General features: G+C 69.7%; 15 protein-coding genes and 1 pseudogene. 14 read left to right on the forward strand and 2 right to left on the reverse strand.

What is annotated here, in order from left to right; translation table 11 throughout:
• Nucleotides 1-104 precede the first annotated feature (104 nt).
• Entirely contained in the window at nucleotides 105-2,384 is a 2,280-nt protein-coding gene (locus CCR87_RS13200) for an NADP-dependent malic enzyme (protein ID WP_201157994.1), read from the reverse strand.
• 155 nt (nucleotides 2,385-2,539) lie between these two features.
• Here CCR87_RS13200 and CCR87_RS13205 point away from each other — a divergent pair, with 155 nt between their 5' ends.
• The 9 genes and pseudogenes from CCR87_RS13205 (at nucleotide 2,540) to CCR87_RS13245 (ending at nucleotide 10,896) form a co-directional block, all read left to right on the forward strand.
• Entirely contained in the window at nucleotides 2,540-3,748 is a 1,209-nt protein-coding gene (locus CCR87_RS13205) for a phosphopentomutase (RefSeq protein WP_201157995.1), read from the forward strand.
• A gap of 376 nt (nucleotides 3,749-4,124) precedes the next feature.
• Nucleotides 4,125-4,754 carry a uracil phosphoribosyltransferase gene (gene upp / locus CCR87_RS13210; RefSeq protein WP_201157996.1) on the forward strand — a complete coding sequence of 210 codons (630 nt, stop codon included), beginning with the start codon at nucleotides 4,125-4,127 and terminating at the stop codon, nucleotides 4,752-4,754.
• Nucleotides 4,755-4,928: 174 nt separating this feature from the next.
• Nucleotides 4,929-5,429 (forward strand): Rrf2 family transcriptional regulator, encoded by a 501-nt coding sequence (locus CCR87_RS13215; protein WP_201157997.1) that lies wholly within the window; start codon nucleotides 4,929-4,931, stop codon nucleotides 5,427-5,429.
• A 49-nt stretch (nucleotides 5,430-5,478) separates the two neighbouring features.
• Nucleotides 5,479-6,999 carry an NfeD family protein gene (locus CCR87_RS13220; RefSeq protein ID WP_201157998.1) on the forward strand — a complete coding sequence of 507 codons (1,521 nt, stop codon included), beginning with the start codon at nucleotides 5,479-5,481 and terminating at the stop codon, nucleotides 6,997-6,999.
• A gap of 69 nt (nucleotides 7,000-7,068) precedes the next feature.
• Nucleotides 7,069-7,869, forward strand: a complete 801-nt coding sequence (locus CCR87_RS13225) for a slipin family protein (protein WP_201157999.1) — start codon at nucleotides 7,069-7,071, stop codon at nucleotides 7,867-7,869.
• A 42-nt stretch (nucleotides 7,870-7,911) separates the two neighbouring features.
• The gene (locus tag CCR87_RS13230) at nucleotides 7,912-9,024 is read left to right on the forward strand and encodes a THUMP domain-containing class I SAM-dependent RNA methyltransferase (protein WP_201158000.1); all 1,113 of its coding nucleotides are present in this window, start codon (nucleotides 7,912-7,914) and stop codon (nucleotides 9,022-9,024) included.
• Nucleotides 9,025-9,205: 181 nt separating this feature from the next.
• A pseudogene (locus CCR87_RS17325) lies at nucleotides 9,206-9,515 on the forward strand (DDE-type integrase/transposase/recombinase); the annotation flags it as partial.
• Nucleotides 9,516-9,660: 145 nt separating this feature from the next.
• Nucleotides 9,661-10,422, forward strand: coding sequence for a RadC family protein (gene radC / locus CCR87_RS13240; RefSeq protein ID WP_201158002.1), 762 nt, complete (start codon nucleotides 9,661-9,663; stop codon nucleotides 10,420-10,422).
• A 69-nt stretch (nucleotides 10,423-10,491) separates the two neighbouring features.
• Nucleotides 10,492-10,896: a DUF4864 domain-containing protein gene (locus CCR87_RS13245; protein WP_201158003.1), complete on the forward strand. Its 405-nt coding sequence runs from the start codon at nucleotides 10,492-10,494 to the stop codon at nucleotides 10,894-10,896.
• 13 nt (nucleotides 10,897-10,909) lie between these two features.
• Here CCR87_RS13245 and CCR87_RS13250 read toward each other — a convergent pair whose 3' ends face one another.
• A complete protein-coding gene (locus CCR87_RS13250; RefSeq protein WP_201158004.1) occupies nucleotides 10,910-11,398 on the reverse strand; it encodes a HugZ family pyridoxamine 5'-phosphate oxidase in 489 nt (162 codons plus the stop codon).
• Nucleotides 11,399-11,858: 460 nt separating this feature from the next.
• On the opposite strand from CCR87_RS13250, the gene acs reads away from it, so the two are divergent.
• From acs to CCR87_RS13275, 5 genes are all read left to right on the forward strand, one after another.
• Entirely contained in the window at nucleotides 11,859-13,829 is a 1,971-nt protein-coding gene (gene acs / locus CCR87_RS13255; RefSeq protein ID WP_201158024.1) for an acetate--CoA ligase, read from the forward strand.
• 5 nt (nucleotides 13,830-13,834) lie between these two features.
• Nucleotides 13,835-14,521 carry an adenylate kinase gene (locus CCR87_RS13260; RefSeq protein ID WP_201158005.1) on the forward strand — a complete coding sequence of 229 codons (687 nt, stop codon included), beginning with the start codon at nucleotides 13,835-13,837 and terminating at the stop codon, nucleotides 14,519-14,521.
• A gap of 86 nt (nucleotides 14,522-14,607) precedes the next feature.
• Nucleotides 14,608-14,868 (forward strand): DUF4212 domain-containing protein, encoded by a 261-nt coding sequence (locus CCR87_RS13265; protein WP_201158006.1) that lies wholly within the window; start codon nucleotides 14,608-14,610, stop codon nucleotides 14,866-14,868.
• 10 nt (nucleotides 14,869-14,878) lie between these two features.
• Nucleotides 14,879-16,651, forward strand: coding sequence for a sodium:solute symporter family protein (locus tag CCR87_RS13270; protein ID WP_201158007.1), 1,773 nt, complete (start codon nucleotides 14,879-14,881; stop codon nucleotides 16,649-16,651).
• Nucleotides 16,652-16,724: 73 nt separating this feature from the next.
• The gene (locus CCR87_RS13275; RefSeq protein ID WP_201158008.1) at nucleotides 16,725-18,554 is read left to right on the forward strand and encodes a DUF294 nucleotidyltransferase-like domain-containing protein; all 1,830 of its coding nucleotides are present in this window, start codon (nucleotides 16,725-16,727) and stop codon (nucleotides 18,552-18,554) included.
• The last annotated feature ends 7 nt before the right edge of the window (nucleotides 18,555-18,561 follow it).

The following is an 18,561-nucleotide window of genomic DNA, read 5'->3' on the forward strand; positions in this document are numbered from 1 at the left end:
CCCCATGACCCAAATCAAATTCATATAGCCGCATGCGACAAAAGCGCACTGCCTTGTGATCGCGCGTGATCACCCCCCGCACGGCGGGCGTGCGGGGGGGGCCGTCAGCCGTAATGCGCCACCGGCGTTCCCGCCAGCGCGGCCACGTTCAGCAGGCCCCGCGCCGAGATCGACGGCGTCACGATATGGGCGCGGTTCCCCATCCCCATCAGGATCGGCCCGACCTCGAGCCCGCCCGCGCGCATCTTCATCATGTTGCGCGCCGCCCCCGCCGCATCGGTCGAGGCGAAGATCAGCACATTCGCCACCCCCGTCAGGCGGGAGCCGGGAAAGATCCGCGCGCGCAACTCGGGATCGAGCGCGAGGTCCACCGACATCTCGCCCTCGAAATCAAAGCCGGGCGCGCGCGCCTCGAGGATCTCCATGGCGCGGCGCATCCGGCGCGCGGGCTCGGTGTCGACGTTGCCGAACTGCGAATGCGAGCACAGCGCCACCTGCGGCACCACCCCGAAGCGGCGCACATGACGCGCCGCGGCAATGGCGCTTTCGGCGATCTGTTCGGGGCTGGGCTCGGGGTGGACCTGGGTGTCGGCGATGAACAGGTTGCCCTGCGGCTCGATGATCAGGCTGAGCGCACCAACGGGTCGGAGGCTTTCTGTTGCAAGGACTTGCGTGACATAGTTCAGGTGCCACAGATACTGTCCGAACGCTCCGCAGATCAGGCTGTCGGCCTCGCCCAGATGCACCATGATGGCGCCGATGGCGGTGGTGTTGGTGCGCAGGATCGCGCGCGCGATGTCGGGCGTCACGCCGCGCCGGGCCATCAGGGCGTGGTAGGTCTCCCAGTACTCGCGATACCTGGGATCGTTTTCGGGGTTCACGATGTCGAAGTCGCGCCCCGGCCGGATCGGCAGGCCCGCGCGTTCGCAGCGCCGCTCCACCACCTCGGGGCGGCCGATCAGGATCGGCTGTTCGGTGGTCTCCTCCAGGATGGCGGAGGCGGCACGCAGCACGCGCTCGTCCTCGCCCTCGGCAAAGACGATGCGCCGCTCGGCCGAGCGCGCGGCCTCGTAGACCGGGCGCATGATCAGCGCCGAGCGGATCATCGACGCATCCAGCCCGGCCTTGTAGGTCTCAAGATCCGCGATCGGGCGCACCGCCACGCCCGTCTCCATCGCCGCGCGGGCCACGGCGCTGGCCACCACCCCCATCAACCGCCGGTCAAAGGGGCGCGGGATCAGGTAGTCGGGGCCGAAGGTCATCTGCTCGCCGCGATAGGCCTCGGCGGTTTCCACCGTGGTGGTGGCGCGCGCCAGCGCCGCGATGCCTTCGATGCAGGCCAGCTGCATGGCGTCGTTGATCTCGGTCGCGCCCACATCCAGCGCGCCCCTGAAGATGAACGGAAAGCACAGCACGTTGTTGACCTGGTTGGGATAATCCGACCGCCCCGTGGCAATCACCGCATCCGGCGCGACCGAGCGGACGGCGTCGGGCATGATCTCGGGGTTGGGGTTCGCGAGCGCGAACACGATCGGGCGCGGCGCCATGCGCGCGACCATCTCGGGCGTCAGCACGCCGGGCCCCGACAGGCCGAGGAACAGGTCCGCCCCCACGATCACCTCGTCCAGCCTGCGCAGGTCGGTCGCCTGGGCATAGGCGGCCTTTTGCGGGTTCATGTCGACCTCTCGGCCCGCGTGCACCAGCCCGTGGATGTCGCACAGCCAGATGTTTTCGCGCCGCACGCCCAGCTTCAGCAGCATGTTCAGGCACGCGATCCCCGCAGCCCCTCCCCCGGTGGAGACGACCTTGATGTCCTCGAACCGCCGGCCCGTGACCTCCAGCGCGTTGGTGGCGGCGGCGCCCACCACGATGGCGGTGCCGTGCTGGTCGTCGTGAAAGACGGGGATGCCCATCCGCTCGCGGCAGATCTTCTCCACGATGAAGCAGTCGGGCGCCTTGATGTCCTCCAGGTTGATCGCACCGAAGCTCGGCTCCAGCGCGCAGACCAGTTCGGCCAGACGTTCCGGGTCGGTCTCGGCCAGCTCCAGATCGAAGCAGTCGATGTTGGCGAACTTCTTGAACAGGACCGCCTTGCCCTCCATCACCGGCTTGGAGGCCAGCGGCCCGATGTTGCCCAGCCCCAGCACCGCCGTGCCGTTGGTCACCACCGCCACCAGATTGCCCCGCGCGGTATAGCGCGCCGCCGTCAGCGGATCGGCCTTGATCTCCAGGCACGCCTCGGCCACGCCGGGGCTGTAGGCGCGCGCCAGGTCGCGGCCTGTCGCCAACGGCTTGGTGGGCCGAACCTCCAGCTTTCCGGGCCGGGGAAATTCGTGATAATCGAGCGCCGCCTGCCGTGCGCTGTCGTGCCGTTCGTCGCTCATGCGTCCCCTCCCAGAGATATGGTTCAACGTTAAACCATCCGGAGGCGGTGGGGAATGCCCGCTGGCCGTGGCGCGCACAGCTTGCAACCCCGCGCGCGCCCCCGCACAGTCCGTCCGGAGCGAACGGCCCAAGGCCCGAGGCGAAAGGTTTGACGGTGAGTGCATTTCTGATCGTGCTGGATTCGGTGGGCTGCGGCGGGGCGCCGGATGCGGCGGCGTTTGGCGATGAAGGCGCCAACACGCTGGGCCATGTCGCGGCGGCCTGTGCCGCGGGGCGGGCGGATGCGGGGCGGGTGGGGCCGCTGCGGATGCCGGTGCTGGATGGCCTGGGTCTTGGCCGCGCGGTGGCGCTGGCCAGCGGGCTGACCGTCCCGTTTGGCGGCGACGGGACCCTGCGCGGGCGCTGGGGCGCAGCGACGGCAACCTCGGCGGGCAAGGACACGCCCTCGGGCCATTGGGAGCTTGCGGGCCAGCCCATGCGCACGCCCTGGACGGTGTTTCCCGACACCTGCCCCGCGTTCCCGCCCGCGCTGTCGGCGGCGATCGCCACGCGGGCGGGGACGGCGGGCATCCTGGGAAACCGGCGCGCGTCGGGGACCGAGGTGCTGGAGGATCTGGGTGCCGAGCATCTGCGCACCGGCTGGCCGATCTGCTACACCTCGGCCGACAGCGTGGTGCAGATCGCGGCGCACACCGGGGCCTTCGGGTTGGAGCGGCTGCTGGATCTGTGCGCGGGGCTTGCGCCGATGGTGCATGGCATGGGCGTGGGCCGGGTGATCGCGCGGCCCTTCGACGGCGCGCCCGGAGCGTTCCAGCGCACCCCCGACCGGCGCGATTTCGCCATCCCTCCGCCCGCGCCCACGTTGCTGGACGCGGTGCAGGCCGCCGGGCACAGGGTGGAGGCGGTGGGCAAGATCGGCGACATCTTTGCCCATCGCGGCATCGACCGGCTGCACAAGGGCGCCGATGACCGGGCGCTGATGGACCACCTGCACCGGCTGGCCGCGGATGCGCCCGACGGCGCGCTGGTGATGGCCAATCTGGTGGAGTTCGACACGCTGTGGGGCCACCGCCGCGACGTCGCTGGATATGCCCGCGCGCTGGAGTGGATCGACGCCGAGGCGGGGCGGTTCCTGTCGCGGCTGCGGTTCGGGGACCTCGTGATCTTCACCGCCGATCACGGCAACGACCCCACCTGGCACGGCACCGAGCACACGCGCGAGCGGGTGCCGGTGCTTGCCGCCGGGCGCGGGGTGGGGCAGATCGGGGCGGTGGCCATGGCCGATGTGGGCGCATCGGTGGCCGCGCATCTCGGCGTGCCAGCGCCGGGCCCGGGGCCGGGCCCGGGAAGGAGCTTTCTGTGACCACCCCACCGCGGAACGATCTGCCTTTGCACCCGGCGGGCGCGCTGCCGCCCGGGGCCGTGCGCGCGGGGGATCGGGCGGGGCGGGCGGCCGGACGGTCTGTCCGATGCCCGGGGGGCCATGCCTCGGCCGGGGATGGGTGGATGGTGCGGCCAGCCCGTGGCGCGGCTGCGCGCCGCCCGGGGTGTGGTGACGTGGGCGACCGGCGATCCCGGGCACCCCACCTGGGCCTGGATGCCGCACTGCCGGGCGATGCCTTTGGCTGGCACGCGGACGATTTCAACGCCCCGCAGCGCGCCGCGCTGGCGGCAGACTTTTGCGACGACGCCACCCGCGACCGGCGCGCCGCCCGACATGACCCCAACGGAGCCCCCCAATGACCGAGCATCTGACCGTCGTGCGCCACCCGCTGGTGCAGCACAAGCTCAGCCACATGCGCGACGCCACGACCCCCACGCCGGTGTTTCGCCAGCTGCTGCGCGAAGTCAGCCAGCTGCTCGCCTATGAGGTGACGCGCGACATGGCGCTGACGACACGCCGCATCGACACGCCGCTTCAGGCGATGGACGCGCCGGTGCTGGACGGGCCGGAGCCGGCGCTGATCTCCATCCTGCGGGCGGGCAACGGGCTGCTGGACGGGATACTGGAGCTGATGCCGCAGGCGCGTGTCGGGTTCGTGGGCCTCTATCGCGACGAGGCGACGCTGGAGCCGGTGAAGTACTACTTCAAGGTGCCGCCGCTGGAGGGGCGCATGGTGTTCGTCGTCGATCCGATGCTGGCGACGGGCAATTCCTCGGCCGCCGCCGTGTCGATGCTCAAGGAGGCCGGTGCGGTCAACCTGCGATTCCTGTGCCTGCTGGCCGCCCCCGAGGGGGTCGCGCGCATGCGTGCGGCGCATCCCGATGTGCCCATCGTGACCGCGGCACTGGACGCGCGTCTGGATGCGCGCGGATACATCGTGCCGGGCCTGGGCGACGCGGGCGACCGGATGTTCGGGACGAAGTGACCGACGCGCCCCGAAACGCGCCAGTGCCAGGAAGTGTCGGCGCAAGCGCCCGCCCCGAGCGCATCGCATCGCGGCATTCTGTCGCGCACTGGTGGCGCTGACGGGGTTGTGTAACACCTTAAAGTCCATTGCCGCGCTATGTTTGCGGGACGTCGTCTGTTTCGGGGAGTAACCGTGCGCCTTACCAAGTTCAGTGATTATGCCCTTCGTGTTCTTCTTTATGCCGCAAGCCGCCCCGGGACGCTGGTCACCATCGAGGAGACCGCCGATGTGTTCGAAGTCTCGCGGGCGCATCTGAAGAAGGTTGTGCTGCACCTGTCGTCGAACGGCTACCTGCAGGCGATGCGAGGTCGGGGCGGCGGCTTCACCCTGGCCCGCGCCCCGCAGGAGATCGGCCTTGGTGCCCTGATCCGCTCGACCGAGGGGGACTTCGGGCTGGTGGAGTGCTTCCAGGACGGAAACCGCTGTCCGATCACGCCGATGTGCCGGTTTCCGGCAATCATGAACGAGGCGCTGGCGGCGTTCCTGACGACGCTCGACCGCTACACCCTGCACGACGTGATGCTGACCCCCGAGAGCTTTCTCGCGGTGCCCGGGCCGCAGCCCCGGCGCGGCCCGGCCGTGGAGGCCACCCCCGAAGCGGTTGGTGAGGCGGTCGACGAGACGGTCGGCTGAGGGCCGGGGCCGCGCTTGACCCGGCGCGGTCCGCCCCCACATGCCCCCCATGGGTATCCCCCCCGTCAAGCCGGAGACCGTGATGCCGCGCCTGCCTGTCCTGCCCCGTCTGCTGCGAACGCTGTGCCTGGGGCTGGCGCTGGGCGTGGGCGCGCTGGGTCTCGCAACGGGCCAGCAGGCGCCCGCGACCGACACCCCCGCCGTGGTGCTGACGGTCGACGGGCCGATCGCCCCGGCGATGGTGCAGTACATCGAGCGCAACCTGGATGCCGCTGCCGCGCGCGGCGTGCCATTGGTGGTGCTGAAGATGGACACGCCCGGCGGCCTCGACAGCTCCACGCGTCGGATCATCCGCGCGATCCTTGCATCGCCGGTGCCGGTGGCGACCTGGGTGGCGCCATCGGGGGCACGGGCGGCCAGCGCGGGCACCTATATCCTCTATGCCAGCCACATCGCGGCCATGGCGCCGGCGACCAATCTGGGCGCGGCCACGCCGGTGTCGCTGGGCGGCGGAGGCGCTCCGTTCTCCGGCGACGAGGGTGACGGCCCCGACAACCCCGGCGACCCCGATGGCGAAGGCGACACGACCGCCAAGGATGGCACCGGCGACGACACCGCCAATGGCACCGGCAATGGCGACGCCCCCCGGGACGCGGTCGGGGACGCGCCCCGCCGCAGCGCACCGGCCAGCGCCATGGAGGCCAAGGTCGTCAACGACGCCTCGGCCTATATCCGTGGGCTTGCGGAACTGCGCGGGCGCAACGCCGACTGGGCCGAGCGCGCGGTGCGCGACGCCGTCAGCCTGACGGCGACCGAGGCCGCGGCGCAGAACGTCATCGACTTCACCGCCGACACGCTGGTGGCGCTGCTGGCACAGGCCGACGGGCGCGCGGTGACGATGGCCGACGGCACCGTCACCCTGGCCACGGCGGGCATCGCCACCGAGGCGATCGAACCCGACTGGCGCACGCAACTGCTGGCGATCATCACCAACCCCAACGTGGCGCTGATCCTGATGCTGGTGGGGGTGTACGGGATCATCTTCGAATTCCTCAGCCCCGGCGTGCTGGTGCCCGGAACGGTGGGCGCCATCAGCCTGATCCTGGGAATGTATTCGCTGGCGATGCTGCCGCTGAACCTGGCCGGTGCGGGGCTGATCCTGCTGGGTCTGGCACTGATCGTGGCCGAGGCCTTCGCCCCCTCGTTCGGGGTGCTGGGCATCGGCGGGACGGCGGCGCTGGTGCTGGGGGCGATGATGCTGGTGGACACCGATGCGCCGGGCCTCGACGTCTCGGTCCCGCTGCTGGCGGGGGTGGCGGTGTCGGGGTTGCTGGCCACCGCCATCGTGGCCACGCTGGCGCGGCGGTCGTTCCGCGCCCCGGTCGTGTCCGGCGCCGAGGAAATGGTCGGCGTCACCGGCCATGTCACCGACTGGCAGGGCCGCACGGGCCACGTCTTTGTCCACGGCGAGCGCTGGCAGGCCAGGGGCCCGGCCGGCCTGACCGCCGACGCGCCGGTCCGCGTCACCGCCATGGACGGCCTGACGCTCACGGTGGAGCCGCAGGCCTGAGGCACCACCCATCCGCGGGCGGCACCGCGCCGCCCCCAACCGGCCCCCATCCGGGGCCAGGAGGACGACATGGACTTCCTGTTCGATTTCGGCTTCATCGCCATCCTTGCCCTGTTCGTGCTGGCGGTGCTGGCCTCGGCCATCCGGATCCTGCGCGAGTATGAGCGCGCGGTGATCTTCACGCTCGGCCGCTTCACCGGGGTCAAGGGGCCCGGCCTGATCCTGGTGATCCCCGGCCTTCAGCAGGCGGTGCGGGTGGACATGCGTGTCAAGGTGCTCGACGTCCCCTCCCAGGACGTGATCTCCAGGGACAACGTGTCGGTGCGGGTGAACGCGGTAATCTATTTCCGCGTGGTCGACGCCGAACGCGCCACCATCCAGGTGGAGAACTTCATGCAGGCCACCTCCGAGCTGTCGCAGACCACGCTGCGCTCGGTGCTGGGCAAGCATGACCTCGACGAGATGCTGTCGGAGCGCGACACCCTCAACAGCGACATCCAGTCCCTGCTGGACGCGCAGACCGACACCTGGGGCATCAAGGTCGCCAACGTGGAGATCAAGCACGTCGACATCAACGAATCGATGATCCGCGCCATCGCCCGCCAGGCCGAGGCCGAGCGCGAGCGTCGCGCCAAGGTCATCAACGCCGAAGGCGAGGAACAGGCCGCGCAGAAGCTGCTGGAGGCCGCGCAGATCATGGCCAAGGACCCCGGCGCGATGCAGCTGCGCTATCTGTCCTCGCTCAACATCATCGCGGGCGAGAAGAATTCCACCATCATCTTCCCCTTCCCGATGGAGCTGGCGGGGCTGGTGCCGGGGCTGAAGGACGCGATGCACGGCATGGACCGCGCCCGGCAGCGCCCCGAGTAATCCCCCCTCGCGCCGGGCGCGCACGCGGGCTATGGCAGCGCGATGGCGCCCGAGTACGAGATCTTCCTTGCCGCCCCGCCGGGGCTGGAACCGCAGCTTCTGGCCGAGGCGGCGGCGGCGGGCTTTGCCGCCCCCGCCGTCGTGCCGGGCGGCGTCGTCACGCGCGGGCCGTGGGCCGAGGTCTGGCGCGCCAATCTGGTGCTGCGGGGCGCCTCGCGGGTGCTGGTGCGGATCGGTGCGTTCCGGGCGCTGCATGTCGCGCAGCTCGACAAACGGGCGCGGCGGTTCGACTGGGCCGCATTCCTGCGCCCGGATGTGCCGGTGCGGGTGGAGGCGACATGCCGGGCCTCGCGCATCTGGCATGCGGGCGCGGTGGTGCAGCGGGTGGCCGGGGCGCTGACCGACGGGCTGGGGGTGACGATCGCGGCCGACGCCCCGGTGACGCTGAAGGTCCGGATCGAGGACGACCTGTGCACGCTCAGCCTCGACACCTCGGGCGCGCCGCTGCACCGGCGCGGCACCAAGCAGGCGGTGGGCAAGGCGCCGATGCGCGAGACGCTGGCGGCGTTGTTCCTGCGCGCCTGCGGCCATGTCCCGGGTGAACCGGTGGTGGACCCGATGTGCGGCTCCGGCACCTTCGTGCTGGAGGCCGCCGAGATGGCGGCGGGGCTGGCCCCCGGGCGCGGGCGCAGCTTTGCCTTCGAGCATCTGGCCGGGTTCGATGCGGCGGCCTGGGCGGCGATGCGGACGGCCGCGCCCGGCCCGGGGGCGCCGATGGCGGCGCTGTGGGGATCGGATCGCGACCAAGGTGCCATCGCCGGGGCCACCGCCAATGCCGATCGCGCCGGCGTGGCCGACCGGGTGCGGTTCCTGCGCGCGAGCGTCAGTGACCTGACGCCCCCCGACGGCCCGCCGGGGCTGGTGATCGTCAACCCGCCCTATGGCGCGCGCATCGGCGAACGGCGCCCGCTGCATGCCGTCCATGGCGCGCTGGGGGCGGTGCTGCGGGACCGGTTCTCGGGCTGGCGCGTGGGGCTGGTGACGGCCGCGCCCGAGCTTGCGCGGGCAACCGCGCTGCCCTTCGCGCCGCCCGGCCCCCCGATCCCGCATGGCGGGCTGAAGATCCAGCTTTTCCAGACCGCAGCCCTGCCTTAGGGGCTGTGAAGCTGGCGACAGAGCGGGGCGTTTCGGTGGCGCAGGCGGCCCGCGATCCGGATCTGGCGGAAAGCGTGCGGCGGCGGTGGACGCGGGAATGAGCGCCTGACTGCCACTGGTCCGAAGGAAGGCCCGACTGCGGAGGCCCCTGTCACGCCAGCCCCCGGCAATGGCCAGCGGCGTGCCGAGCTGGCCAATGAAGGCCAGGCGGGATGCCAGGCTGGTCATGGACGCCATGATGATGGCCGTCTGGCGCAGCGGCAAGGCTGCCACACCGCTGCATCACTCGGACCAGGGGGCGCAATGCGACCTGCGCGCAGTTCCAGCGCCTGCCGGCCGACAACGGCATCACCTGTTCCATGAGCCGGGCCGGGAACGTCCGGGACAATTCGGCGATGGAGCGCATCTTCTCGTCGCTGAAAATCGAGCGCACCAGCCACAAGGCCCGCAGGACCAGCGACGCGGCCCGTGCCGACGTGTTCGACTGCATCGCTTCCACCCGCCGCATCCCAGCCCCTCCAAGACCCGCCCGAGGGGGTCATGCCGCGCACCCGCCGTCCGGAGCAGGAGTCCTCGGCGGCCAGCGATTCCTCCCGCGTTAAGGCTTCGTTCACCAGTTTCGGCGACACCGGAGCCATGAGAACGCCCCACGCCTTTCGCGAAGCCCCCCTGCCGCTGCTGGAGCCCGACGAGGCGACGGCGGTGGCGCTGCCATCGGGCCGCCTGCCCTCCTATATCGCCGACCATCGCAAGCGGCTGCGGGCGCGGTTCCTCGACGGGGGCGCCACCGCCATGCCGGATTACGAATTGCTGGAGCTGGTCCTGTTCCGCGCCATCCCGCGCCAGGACGTCAAGCCGCTCGCGCGCCTGCTGCTGGAGGTGTTCGGCGACTTCAACCGCGTGCTGACGGCCCCGCCCGCGCGCCTGATGCAGGTGCGCGGCGTGGGCGAGGCGGTGGTGACCGAGCTCAAGGTGGTGGAGGCCGCGGCCCAGCGCATGGCGCGCGCGCGGGTGATCAACCGCCCCTTGATCTCCAGCTGGGCCGCGCTGATCGACTATTGCCACACCGCCATGGCGCACCACGAGATCGAACAGTTCCGGGTGCTGTTCCTCGACCGCAAGAACACGCTGGTGGCCGACGAGGAACAGGCGCGCGGCACCGTCGACCATGTGCCGGTCTATCCGCGCGAGGTGGTCAAGCGGGCGCTGGAGCTCAACGCCTCGGCGCTGATCCTGGTGCACAACCACCCCTCGGGCGATCCCACCCCGTCGGAGGCCGACATCACCATGACCGCCCGCATCCAGGCTGCGGCGGAAACAATGGGCATCACCCTGCACGACCACCTGATCATCGGGCGCGAACGCGAACTCAGCTTCCGCTCAGAGGGGTATCTGTAGGCGCCATCGTTGACGCACGGCCCGCGGCGGCTAATCTTTCAATGGCCGGTCCGACGGAGGTTCACCGCAATGCGCCGACTGCTCCTGTCCTGCCTTGTTGCCGCCCCGCTGCTGATGTCCGCGCCCGCCGACGCCGGCGACATCACCGACGTGATCCAGCGCCAGATCGAGGCGTTCCAGGCCGAGGACCTTGACGCGGCGTTCGCCGTCGCCTCGCCCGGGATCAAGCAGATGTTCCGCACGCCGGAGCGCTTCGCCGAGATGGTGCGCTCGGGCTATCCGATGGTGTGGCGGCCCGGCGATGTGCGCTACCTTGATCGGCGGGCGCATCCCGGTGGTGGCCAGGTGCAGCGCGTGATGATCCGCGACCGCGACGGGACGCTGCATTTCCTCGATTATCTGATGCTGCCGGGCGAGGGTGGCTGGAACATCGCCGGGGTGCAGATCCTGCGAGGGGCGGACGCCGGGGCCTGACCGCCGCCGCCCTTCAGCCCGTCAGATCCGCCGCCGTCAACGCATAGGCCCGCCCGAACCCGCCGTTCAGCGCGGCCCCCGTCGGCACCAGCCGCACGAAGTGGAAATCGCCGAAATCCACATAGAGCGTCGCCTTGGGGTGCCGCGCCAACCAGCGGGCGCGCAAGGTGTCATGCTCGGCCCCGCGCGCGACGATCCCCGCCGTCACGTCCAGCGAGAGGCGCGGATGGGTCAGCGGATCGCCCCGCGGGCCGGGCTCTCCCAGCAGCACGCAGGCCCGCGGCGCCGCGCGCAGGGCGCGGGTATGCAGCGACAGGTCCGACACCAGCGTCACCGGCGTCCCGTCGGCCGACGTGGCGATGCCCACGCGCGAGACATGCGGCAGTCCGGTGTCGGGATGGACCACCGCCAGCGCCCCGAAATCCGCCCCCGCAATCAGCGCGCGCGCCAGCGCACGGGCGTCGTCGTCGGTGGGGCGCAGGGGTGAGGGGGCATCGGCCATGCCGTCCACGGTGACGCAGCCGAACGCGCCGCACAAGTCCCCCCCGCGCCACATCCGCAGGGCGAATCACCGCACCGTGATCCGCCATCCCCGTCCGGCACCCGCCCCGGCCCTGTCCCGGGCCGCGTCCAGGCCGTGCGCCCCCCCGCCCGGCCGGTCCGCGCCCGCCGCCCCGACCCGCGCACCGGTGGCGGCGCGGCGACACGCCCGCGCAATTGACACTTCCATGACAGACCAAACACATGATTTCCGGCCTCCTCTGCACCGCAGCGACACGGAATGTTGACAGGATTTCGAAGAAAACCGTCAAGGTCTTTACAAAAAAACCCTTCTGCAAAAAAGAGTTACGAATAAGTTGACGGTTGCGTTAAGATAGCCCTCGGAGAGAGGAGCGGTTGCCTTGCGGGGCAACCCGCCACAGTGTGGCATGCACAGTGCCGCACAGGAGGAGGAATTCGCGATGACCGCACAAGGCCCGACCGATCAGGCCAGGACCTATCCCGCGCCCGACACGTTCAAGGCGCGCGCCCTTGTCGACGCCCAGACCTATGAGAAGATGTACGCCGCTTCGGTCGGCGACCCGGATGCGTTCTGGGGCGAGCACGGCAAGCGGCTCGAATGGATCAAGCCCTACACCAAGGTCAAGAACGTCAACTTCACCTTCGGCGAGGTGTCGATCAAGTGGTTCGAGGATGGCACCCTGAACGTCGCGGCCAACTGCGTCGATCGCCACCTCGCGACCCGCGCCGAGCAGACCGCGATCATCTGGGAGCCCGACGACCCCAAGACGCCCGCGCGCCATATCACCTATCGTGAGCTGCACGAGCAGGTCTGCCGCATGGCCAACGTCCTGAAAAGCCAGGGCGTGACCAAGGGCGACCGGGTGGTGATCTACCTGCCGATGATCCCCGAGGCGGCATTTGCGATGCTGGCCTGCGCACGGATCGGGGCGATCCACTCCATCGTCTTTGCGGGTTTTTCGGCCGATGCGCTGGCCGACCGGGTCAATGACAGCGCGGCCAAGGTCGTCATCACCGCCGACGAGGCCCCGCGCGGCGGCCGCAGGACCGCGCTGAAGTCCAACGCCGACGCGGCGCTGCTGCGCTGCTCGGACAAGGTGCGGTGCCTCGTGGTCAAGCACACCGGCGGCCAGACCACCTGGGTGCAGGGCCGCGACGTCGACGTGCTGGAGATGATGTCCCACGCCAGCCCCGACTGCCCCCCCGAGGAGGTCGGCGCCGAGGACCCGCTGTTCGTGCTCTACACCTCCGGCTCCACCGGCAAGCCCAAGGGGGTCGTGCACACCTCGGGCGGGTATCTGGTCTATGCCGCGATGACGCACGAGCTGGTGTTCGACTACCACCCCGGCGACGTGTTCTGGTGCACCGCCGACGTGGGCTGGGTGACGGGCCACAGCTACATCGTCTATGGCCCGCTGGCGAACGGCGCGACCACGGTGATGTTCGAGGGCGTGCCGACCTGGCCCGACGCGGGCCGCTTCTGGGAGGTCTGTGCCAAGCACAAGGTCAACCAGTTCTACACCGCCCCCACCGCGATCCGCGCGCTGATGGCCTTCGGCACCGAGCCGGTGGAAAAGCACGACCTGTCGTCGCTGCGCCTGCTGGGCAGCGTCGGCGAGCCGATCAACCCCGAGGCCTGGAACTGGTACAACACCCATGTCGGCAAGGGGAACTGCCCCATCGTCGACACCTGGTGGCAGACCGAGACCGGCGGACACCTGATCACCCCCCTGCCCGGCGCGATCCCGGCCAAGCCCGGCAGCGCCACCCGGCCCTTCTTCGGCGTCAAGCCGGTGGTGCTGGAGGCGGAATCGGGCAAGCTGATCGAGGACACCGCCGCCGAGGGCGTGCTGTGCATCGCTGACAGCTGGCCCGGGCAGATGCGCACCGTCTGGGGCGACCACGAGCGTTTCCAGGAGACGTATTTCCAGCAGTACAAGGGCTACTACTTCTCGGGCGACGGCTGCCGGCGGGATGCCGACGGGTATTACTGGATCACCGGGCGCGTGGATGACGTCATCAACGTCTCGGGCCACCGCATGGGCACGGCGGAGGTCGAAAGCGCGCTCGTGGCCCATGACAAGGTCGCCGAGGCCGCGGTGGTGGGCTATCCCCACGACGTCAAGGGCCAGGGCATCTATGCCTATGTCACGCTGATGCACGGGGTCGAACCCACCGAGGAGCTGCGCAAGGAGCTGGAGGTCTGGGTCCGCCGCGAGATCGGCCCCATCGCCAAGCCCGACCTGATCCAGTGGGCGCCGGGCCTGCCCAAGACCCGCTCGGGCAAGATCATGCGCCGCATCCTGCGCAAGATCGCCGAAAACGATGCCGCCAGCCTGGGGGACACCTCGACGCTGGCCGATCCGGGCGTGGTCGATGACCTCGTCGAAAACCGAATGAACAAGGGCTGAAACGCATGTCGGATACTCAGGTGCAAACGCAACCGGCGGTGATCATCCTTCTCGGACCGCCGGGCGCGGGCAAGGGCACCCAGGCCCGCATGCTCCAGGATGCCCATGGGCTGGTGCAGCTGTCCACGGGCGATCTGCTGCGCGCTGCCGTCAAGGCCGGCACCGAGGCGGGCCGCGCGGCCAAGGCGGTGATGGAGGCCGGCGGGCTGGTGTCGGACGACATCGTGCTGGCGATCCTGCGCGAGCGGATGGCGGCATCGGATGTCAGCCGGGGCATCATCCTGGATGGCTTTCCGCGCACCGCGGGCCAGGCGGAATCTCTCGACGGGCTGCTGGAGGCGGAGGGCAACACCATCGCCGCGGCGATCGCCATGGAGGTGGACGACGGCGCCATGGTGGAGCGGATTTCCGGCCGCTACACCTGCGCGGCCTGCGGCGAGGGGTATCACGACCGCTTCAAGGTCCCGGCCGTGGAGGGGGTGTGCGACAAGTGCGGGGGGACCGAGTTCTCCCGCCGTCCCGACGACAAGGCCGAGACGGTGCGCGGGCGGCTGGAGGCGTACCACGCGCAGACCGAGCCGCTGATCGCCTATTACGAGGCCAAGGGCGTGCTCAGCCGCGTCGATGCCATGGCCCGGATCGACGAGGTTGCGGAGGCGATGAACACCATCGTGCGCCGCGCCATCGCGTGAGCCACCCGCCCCGCGGGGCGGCGTGAGGAGGTTGCCGCGGCCCCGTCGGGGCCCCGGCATCGGGGAGAAACAGGGAGAGAGCATCCATGTCTGAAAAATCCTATTCAGACGCCTACTGGAAGGCGAATCTGAAAGTCATCTATATCTGCATGGCCATCTGGGCGCTGGTGTCCTTCGGCTTCGGGATCGTATTCCGGCCATTGCTGAAGGGCATTCCCGTGGGCGGGACCGACCTTGGATTCTGGTTCGCCCAGCAGGGATCGATCCTGGTCTTCATCGCGCTGATCTTCTTCTACACGTGGTACATGAACCGTCTCGACCGCAAGTTCGGCGTGGACGAGGAATAAGGGGCGCGACATGGATCAGTTCACCCTAAACCTGATTTTCGTGGGCGCGTCCTTCGCGCTCTATATCGGCATCGCGATCTGGGCCCGCGCCGGGTCGACCGCGGACTTCTACGCCGCCTCGCGCGGGGTCAACCCGATCGTCAACGGGGCGGCCACGGCTGCGGACTGGATGTCGGCGGCGTCGTTCATCTCGATGGCCGGCCTGATCGCCTTTGTGGGCTACGGCAACTCGTCGTTCCTGATGGGCTGGACGGGCGGCTATGTGATGCTGGCGCTGCTGCTGGCGCCGTACCTGCGCAAGTTCGGCCGCTACACCGTGCCGGAATTCATCGGCGACCGCTTCTACAGCCAGACCGCGCGGGTCGTGGCGGTGATCTGCCTTCTGGTGATCTCGATCACCTATGTGATCGGGCAGATGACCGGCGCCGGCGTCGCGTTCTCGCGGTTTCTGGAGGTCGACAACCTGACCGGCCTGCTGATCGCCGCGGCGGTGATCTTCGCCTATGCCGTGATCGGCGGCATGAAGGGGATCACCTACACGCAGCTGGCGCAGTACATCGTGATGATCATCGCCTACACCATCCCGGCGGTGTTCATCTCGCTCCAGCTGACGGGGCAGTTCCTGCCGCAGATCGGGCTGTTCTCGACCCATCTGGAATCCGGCCAGCCGCTGCTCCAGACCCTCGACCAGGTTCTGGTGGAACTGGGCTTCAACGACTACACCGGCCAGCACACCAGCTATTTCAACATGTTCCTGTTCACCATGTCGCTGATGGTGGGCACGGCGGGCCTGCCGCACGTCATCATCCGGTTCTTCACCGTTCCCAAGGTGTCGGATGCGCGCAAGTCGGCCGGCTGGGCGCTGGTGTTCATCGCGCTGCTGTACACCGTGGCTCCGGCCGTGGGGGCGATGGCGCGGCTCAACATCCTCACCACCATCTATCCCGACGGGACCACTGCGCAGCCGATCAGCTATGACGAGCGGCCCGACTGGATGCGCAACTGGGAGCTGACGGGGCTTCTGGCCTTCGAGGACAAGAACAACGACGGCCTGATCCAGTACTACAACGACCGCGACCCCGCCTTTGCCGAAATCGCCGCCGAGCGTGGCTGGGAAGGCAACGAGATGGTCACCTTCAACCAGGACATCCTGGTGCTGGCCAACCCCGAGATCGCGCAGCTTCCGGGCTGGGTGATCGCGCTGATCGCCGCGGGCGGTCTGGCGGCGGCGCTGTCCACGGCGGCGGGTCTGCTGCTGGCGATTTCGTCGGCCATCAGCCACGACCTGCTGAAGTCCACGCTGACGCCGGGCATCTCGGAGAAGGCGGAGCTTCTGGCCGCGCGCATCTCGATGGCGTTTGCCATTGCGCTTGCGACGTATCTGGGGGCGAACCCACCGGGCTTTGCGGCACAGGTGGTGGCGCTGGCGTTCGGGCTTGCGGCGGCCACGCTGTTCCCGGCGATCATGATGGGGATCTTCTCGACCAAGATGAACACGGCCGGCGCGGTGTCGGGCATGGTGGTCGGCCTTGTGGCCACCTGCCTCTACATCTTCACCTACCTCGGCTGGTTCTTCATCCCCGGCACCAACATGCTGGCGAACACGCCCGAGAACTGGTTCTTCGGCATCTCGCCGTTGTCCTTCGGTGCGGTCGGCGCGGCGATCAACTTCCTGGTCGCCTATGTGGTGATGACCCAGACCAAGGAGCCCCCGGCGGAGATCCAGGAGCTGGTGGAATCGATCCGCATTCCGCGCGGCGCTGCCGGAGCCGTGGATCACTGACACGGCCCGACACGAACACGGCAGGGCGGCGCCACGGCGCCGCCCTGCCCCCCCTTCACCGGAGGACAGGGACATGGGCGACGACTACACCGACCTCGTCACCGCATTCCTCGAGACGGTGCACCCCTATGACAGCCTGCCGCGGGACGAGCTGGCGCATATCGCCAGTTCCTTCAGCCGCAGGGACTATCCGGCCGGAACCGAGATCTATGCCGCCGGCGAGCCGCTGCGCGGGCTTTACCTGGTCAAGCGCGGCGCGGTGGAGGTTCTGGACCGCAACGCGGCGCTGGTCTCCATCCTCGGGCCGCGCAACAGCTTTGGCGAACGGGGCCTCCTGCGCGACGGGCTGGCGATGACCACCGCGCGCACCACCGAGGCATCGGTCCTGCTGATGCTGCCGGTGGGCGAGCTGCGTCGGCTGATCGCCGAATACCCCGCCTTTCACCGCTTCTTCAGCCGGTCGCGCGGGGCGGAAACCCGCAGCTCCGACCTCGCCACGCTGAAGGTGGGCGAGCTGATGAGCCGCAAGCCCGTCACCTGTACCCCCGCCACCACCGTGGGCGCGGCCGCCGCCGAGATGCGCGACCGCCGGATCTCCTCGCTGGGGGTGGTGGACGATGGGGGGCGGCTGGTGGGGATCGTCACCACCCGCGACCTGACCGCGCGCGTGCTGGCCGAAGGGTTGGGCGCGGACACCCCCGTGGGCGCCGTGATGACGCCCGAGCCGCTGACGCTGGGCCCGGAGTCGCTGGGTTCGGACATCCTGCACATGATGCTGGAGCGGAAGATCGGGCATCTGCCGGTGGTGGACGGCGAGCGGCTCATGGGCATGATCACCCAGACCGACCTGACGCGGTTCCAGGCGGTGTCCTCGGCGCAGCTGATCCGCGACGTGGCGGTCGCCGAAAGCGTGGCGGACATGGCCGCGATCACCGCCGGCATCCCGCGCCTGCTGGTGCAGCTGGTGGGCGCGCACAACGCCCACGAGGTCGTCACCCGGCTGATCACCGACATCGCCGACGCCGTCACCCGCCGCCTGCTGAAGCTGGCCGAGGCGGAGTTCGGCCCGCCCCCCGTGCCCTATCTGTGGCTGGCCTGCGGCAGCCAGGGCCGCCAGGAACAGACCGGCGTGTCGGACCAGGACAATTGCCTCGTGCTCGACGATGCGGTGACCGACGCCGACATGGCCTATTTCCAGCGGCTGGCGCGGTATGTCTGCGACGGGCTGGATGCGGCGGGGTACTTCAACTGCCCCGGCGACATGATGGCCACCAACCCGCGCTGGTGCCAGCCGGTGCGCGTCTGGCGACAGTATTTCGTCGGCTGGATCGAGACGCCCAACCCCGAGGCGCAGATGCTGGCGAGCGTGATGTTCGACCTGCGCCCCATCGGCGGCGAGGTGCGCCTGTTCCGCGACCTGCAAGCCGAGACGCTGGAGCGGGCGTCAAGGAACTCCATCTTCGTGGCGCACATGATCTCCAACTCGTTGAAGCACTCGCCGCCGCTGGGGCTGCTGCGGGGCTTCGCCACGATCCGTTCGGGCGAGTACCGCAACCACATCGACCTGAAGCTGGGCGGCGTGGTGCCGGTGGTCGACCTGGGCCGGGTCTATGCGCTCAAGGGGCGGCTGACGGACGTCAACACCCGGTCCCGGCTGCGCGGGGCCGAGGCTGCGGGCATCATCTCGGCCTCCGGGGCGCGCGACCTGATCGAGGCCTATGACCTGATCGCGCGTGTGCGGCTGCAAAGCCAGGCGGCGCTGGTGCGCGCGGGGCGCAAGCCCGACAACTACATCGCCCCATCGGACATGTCGGATTTCGAGCGCAGCCACCTGCGCGACGCCTTCGTGGTGGTGCGCACGATGCAATCGGCGCTGGGACAGGGCAAGGGACTGCTGGGATGACCGCACG

It is taken from the genome of Rhodobaculum claviforme (assembly GCF_016653255.1).
Taxonomy (GTDB): Bacteria; Pseudomonadota; Alphaproteobacteria; order Rhodobacterales; family Rhodobacteraceae; genus Rhodobaculum; species Rhodobaculum claviforme.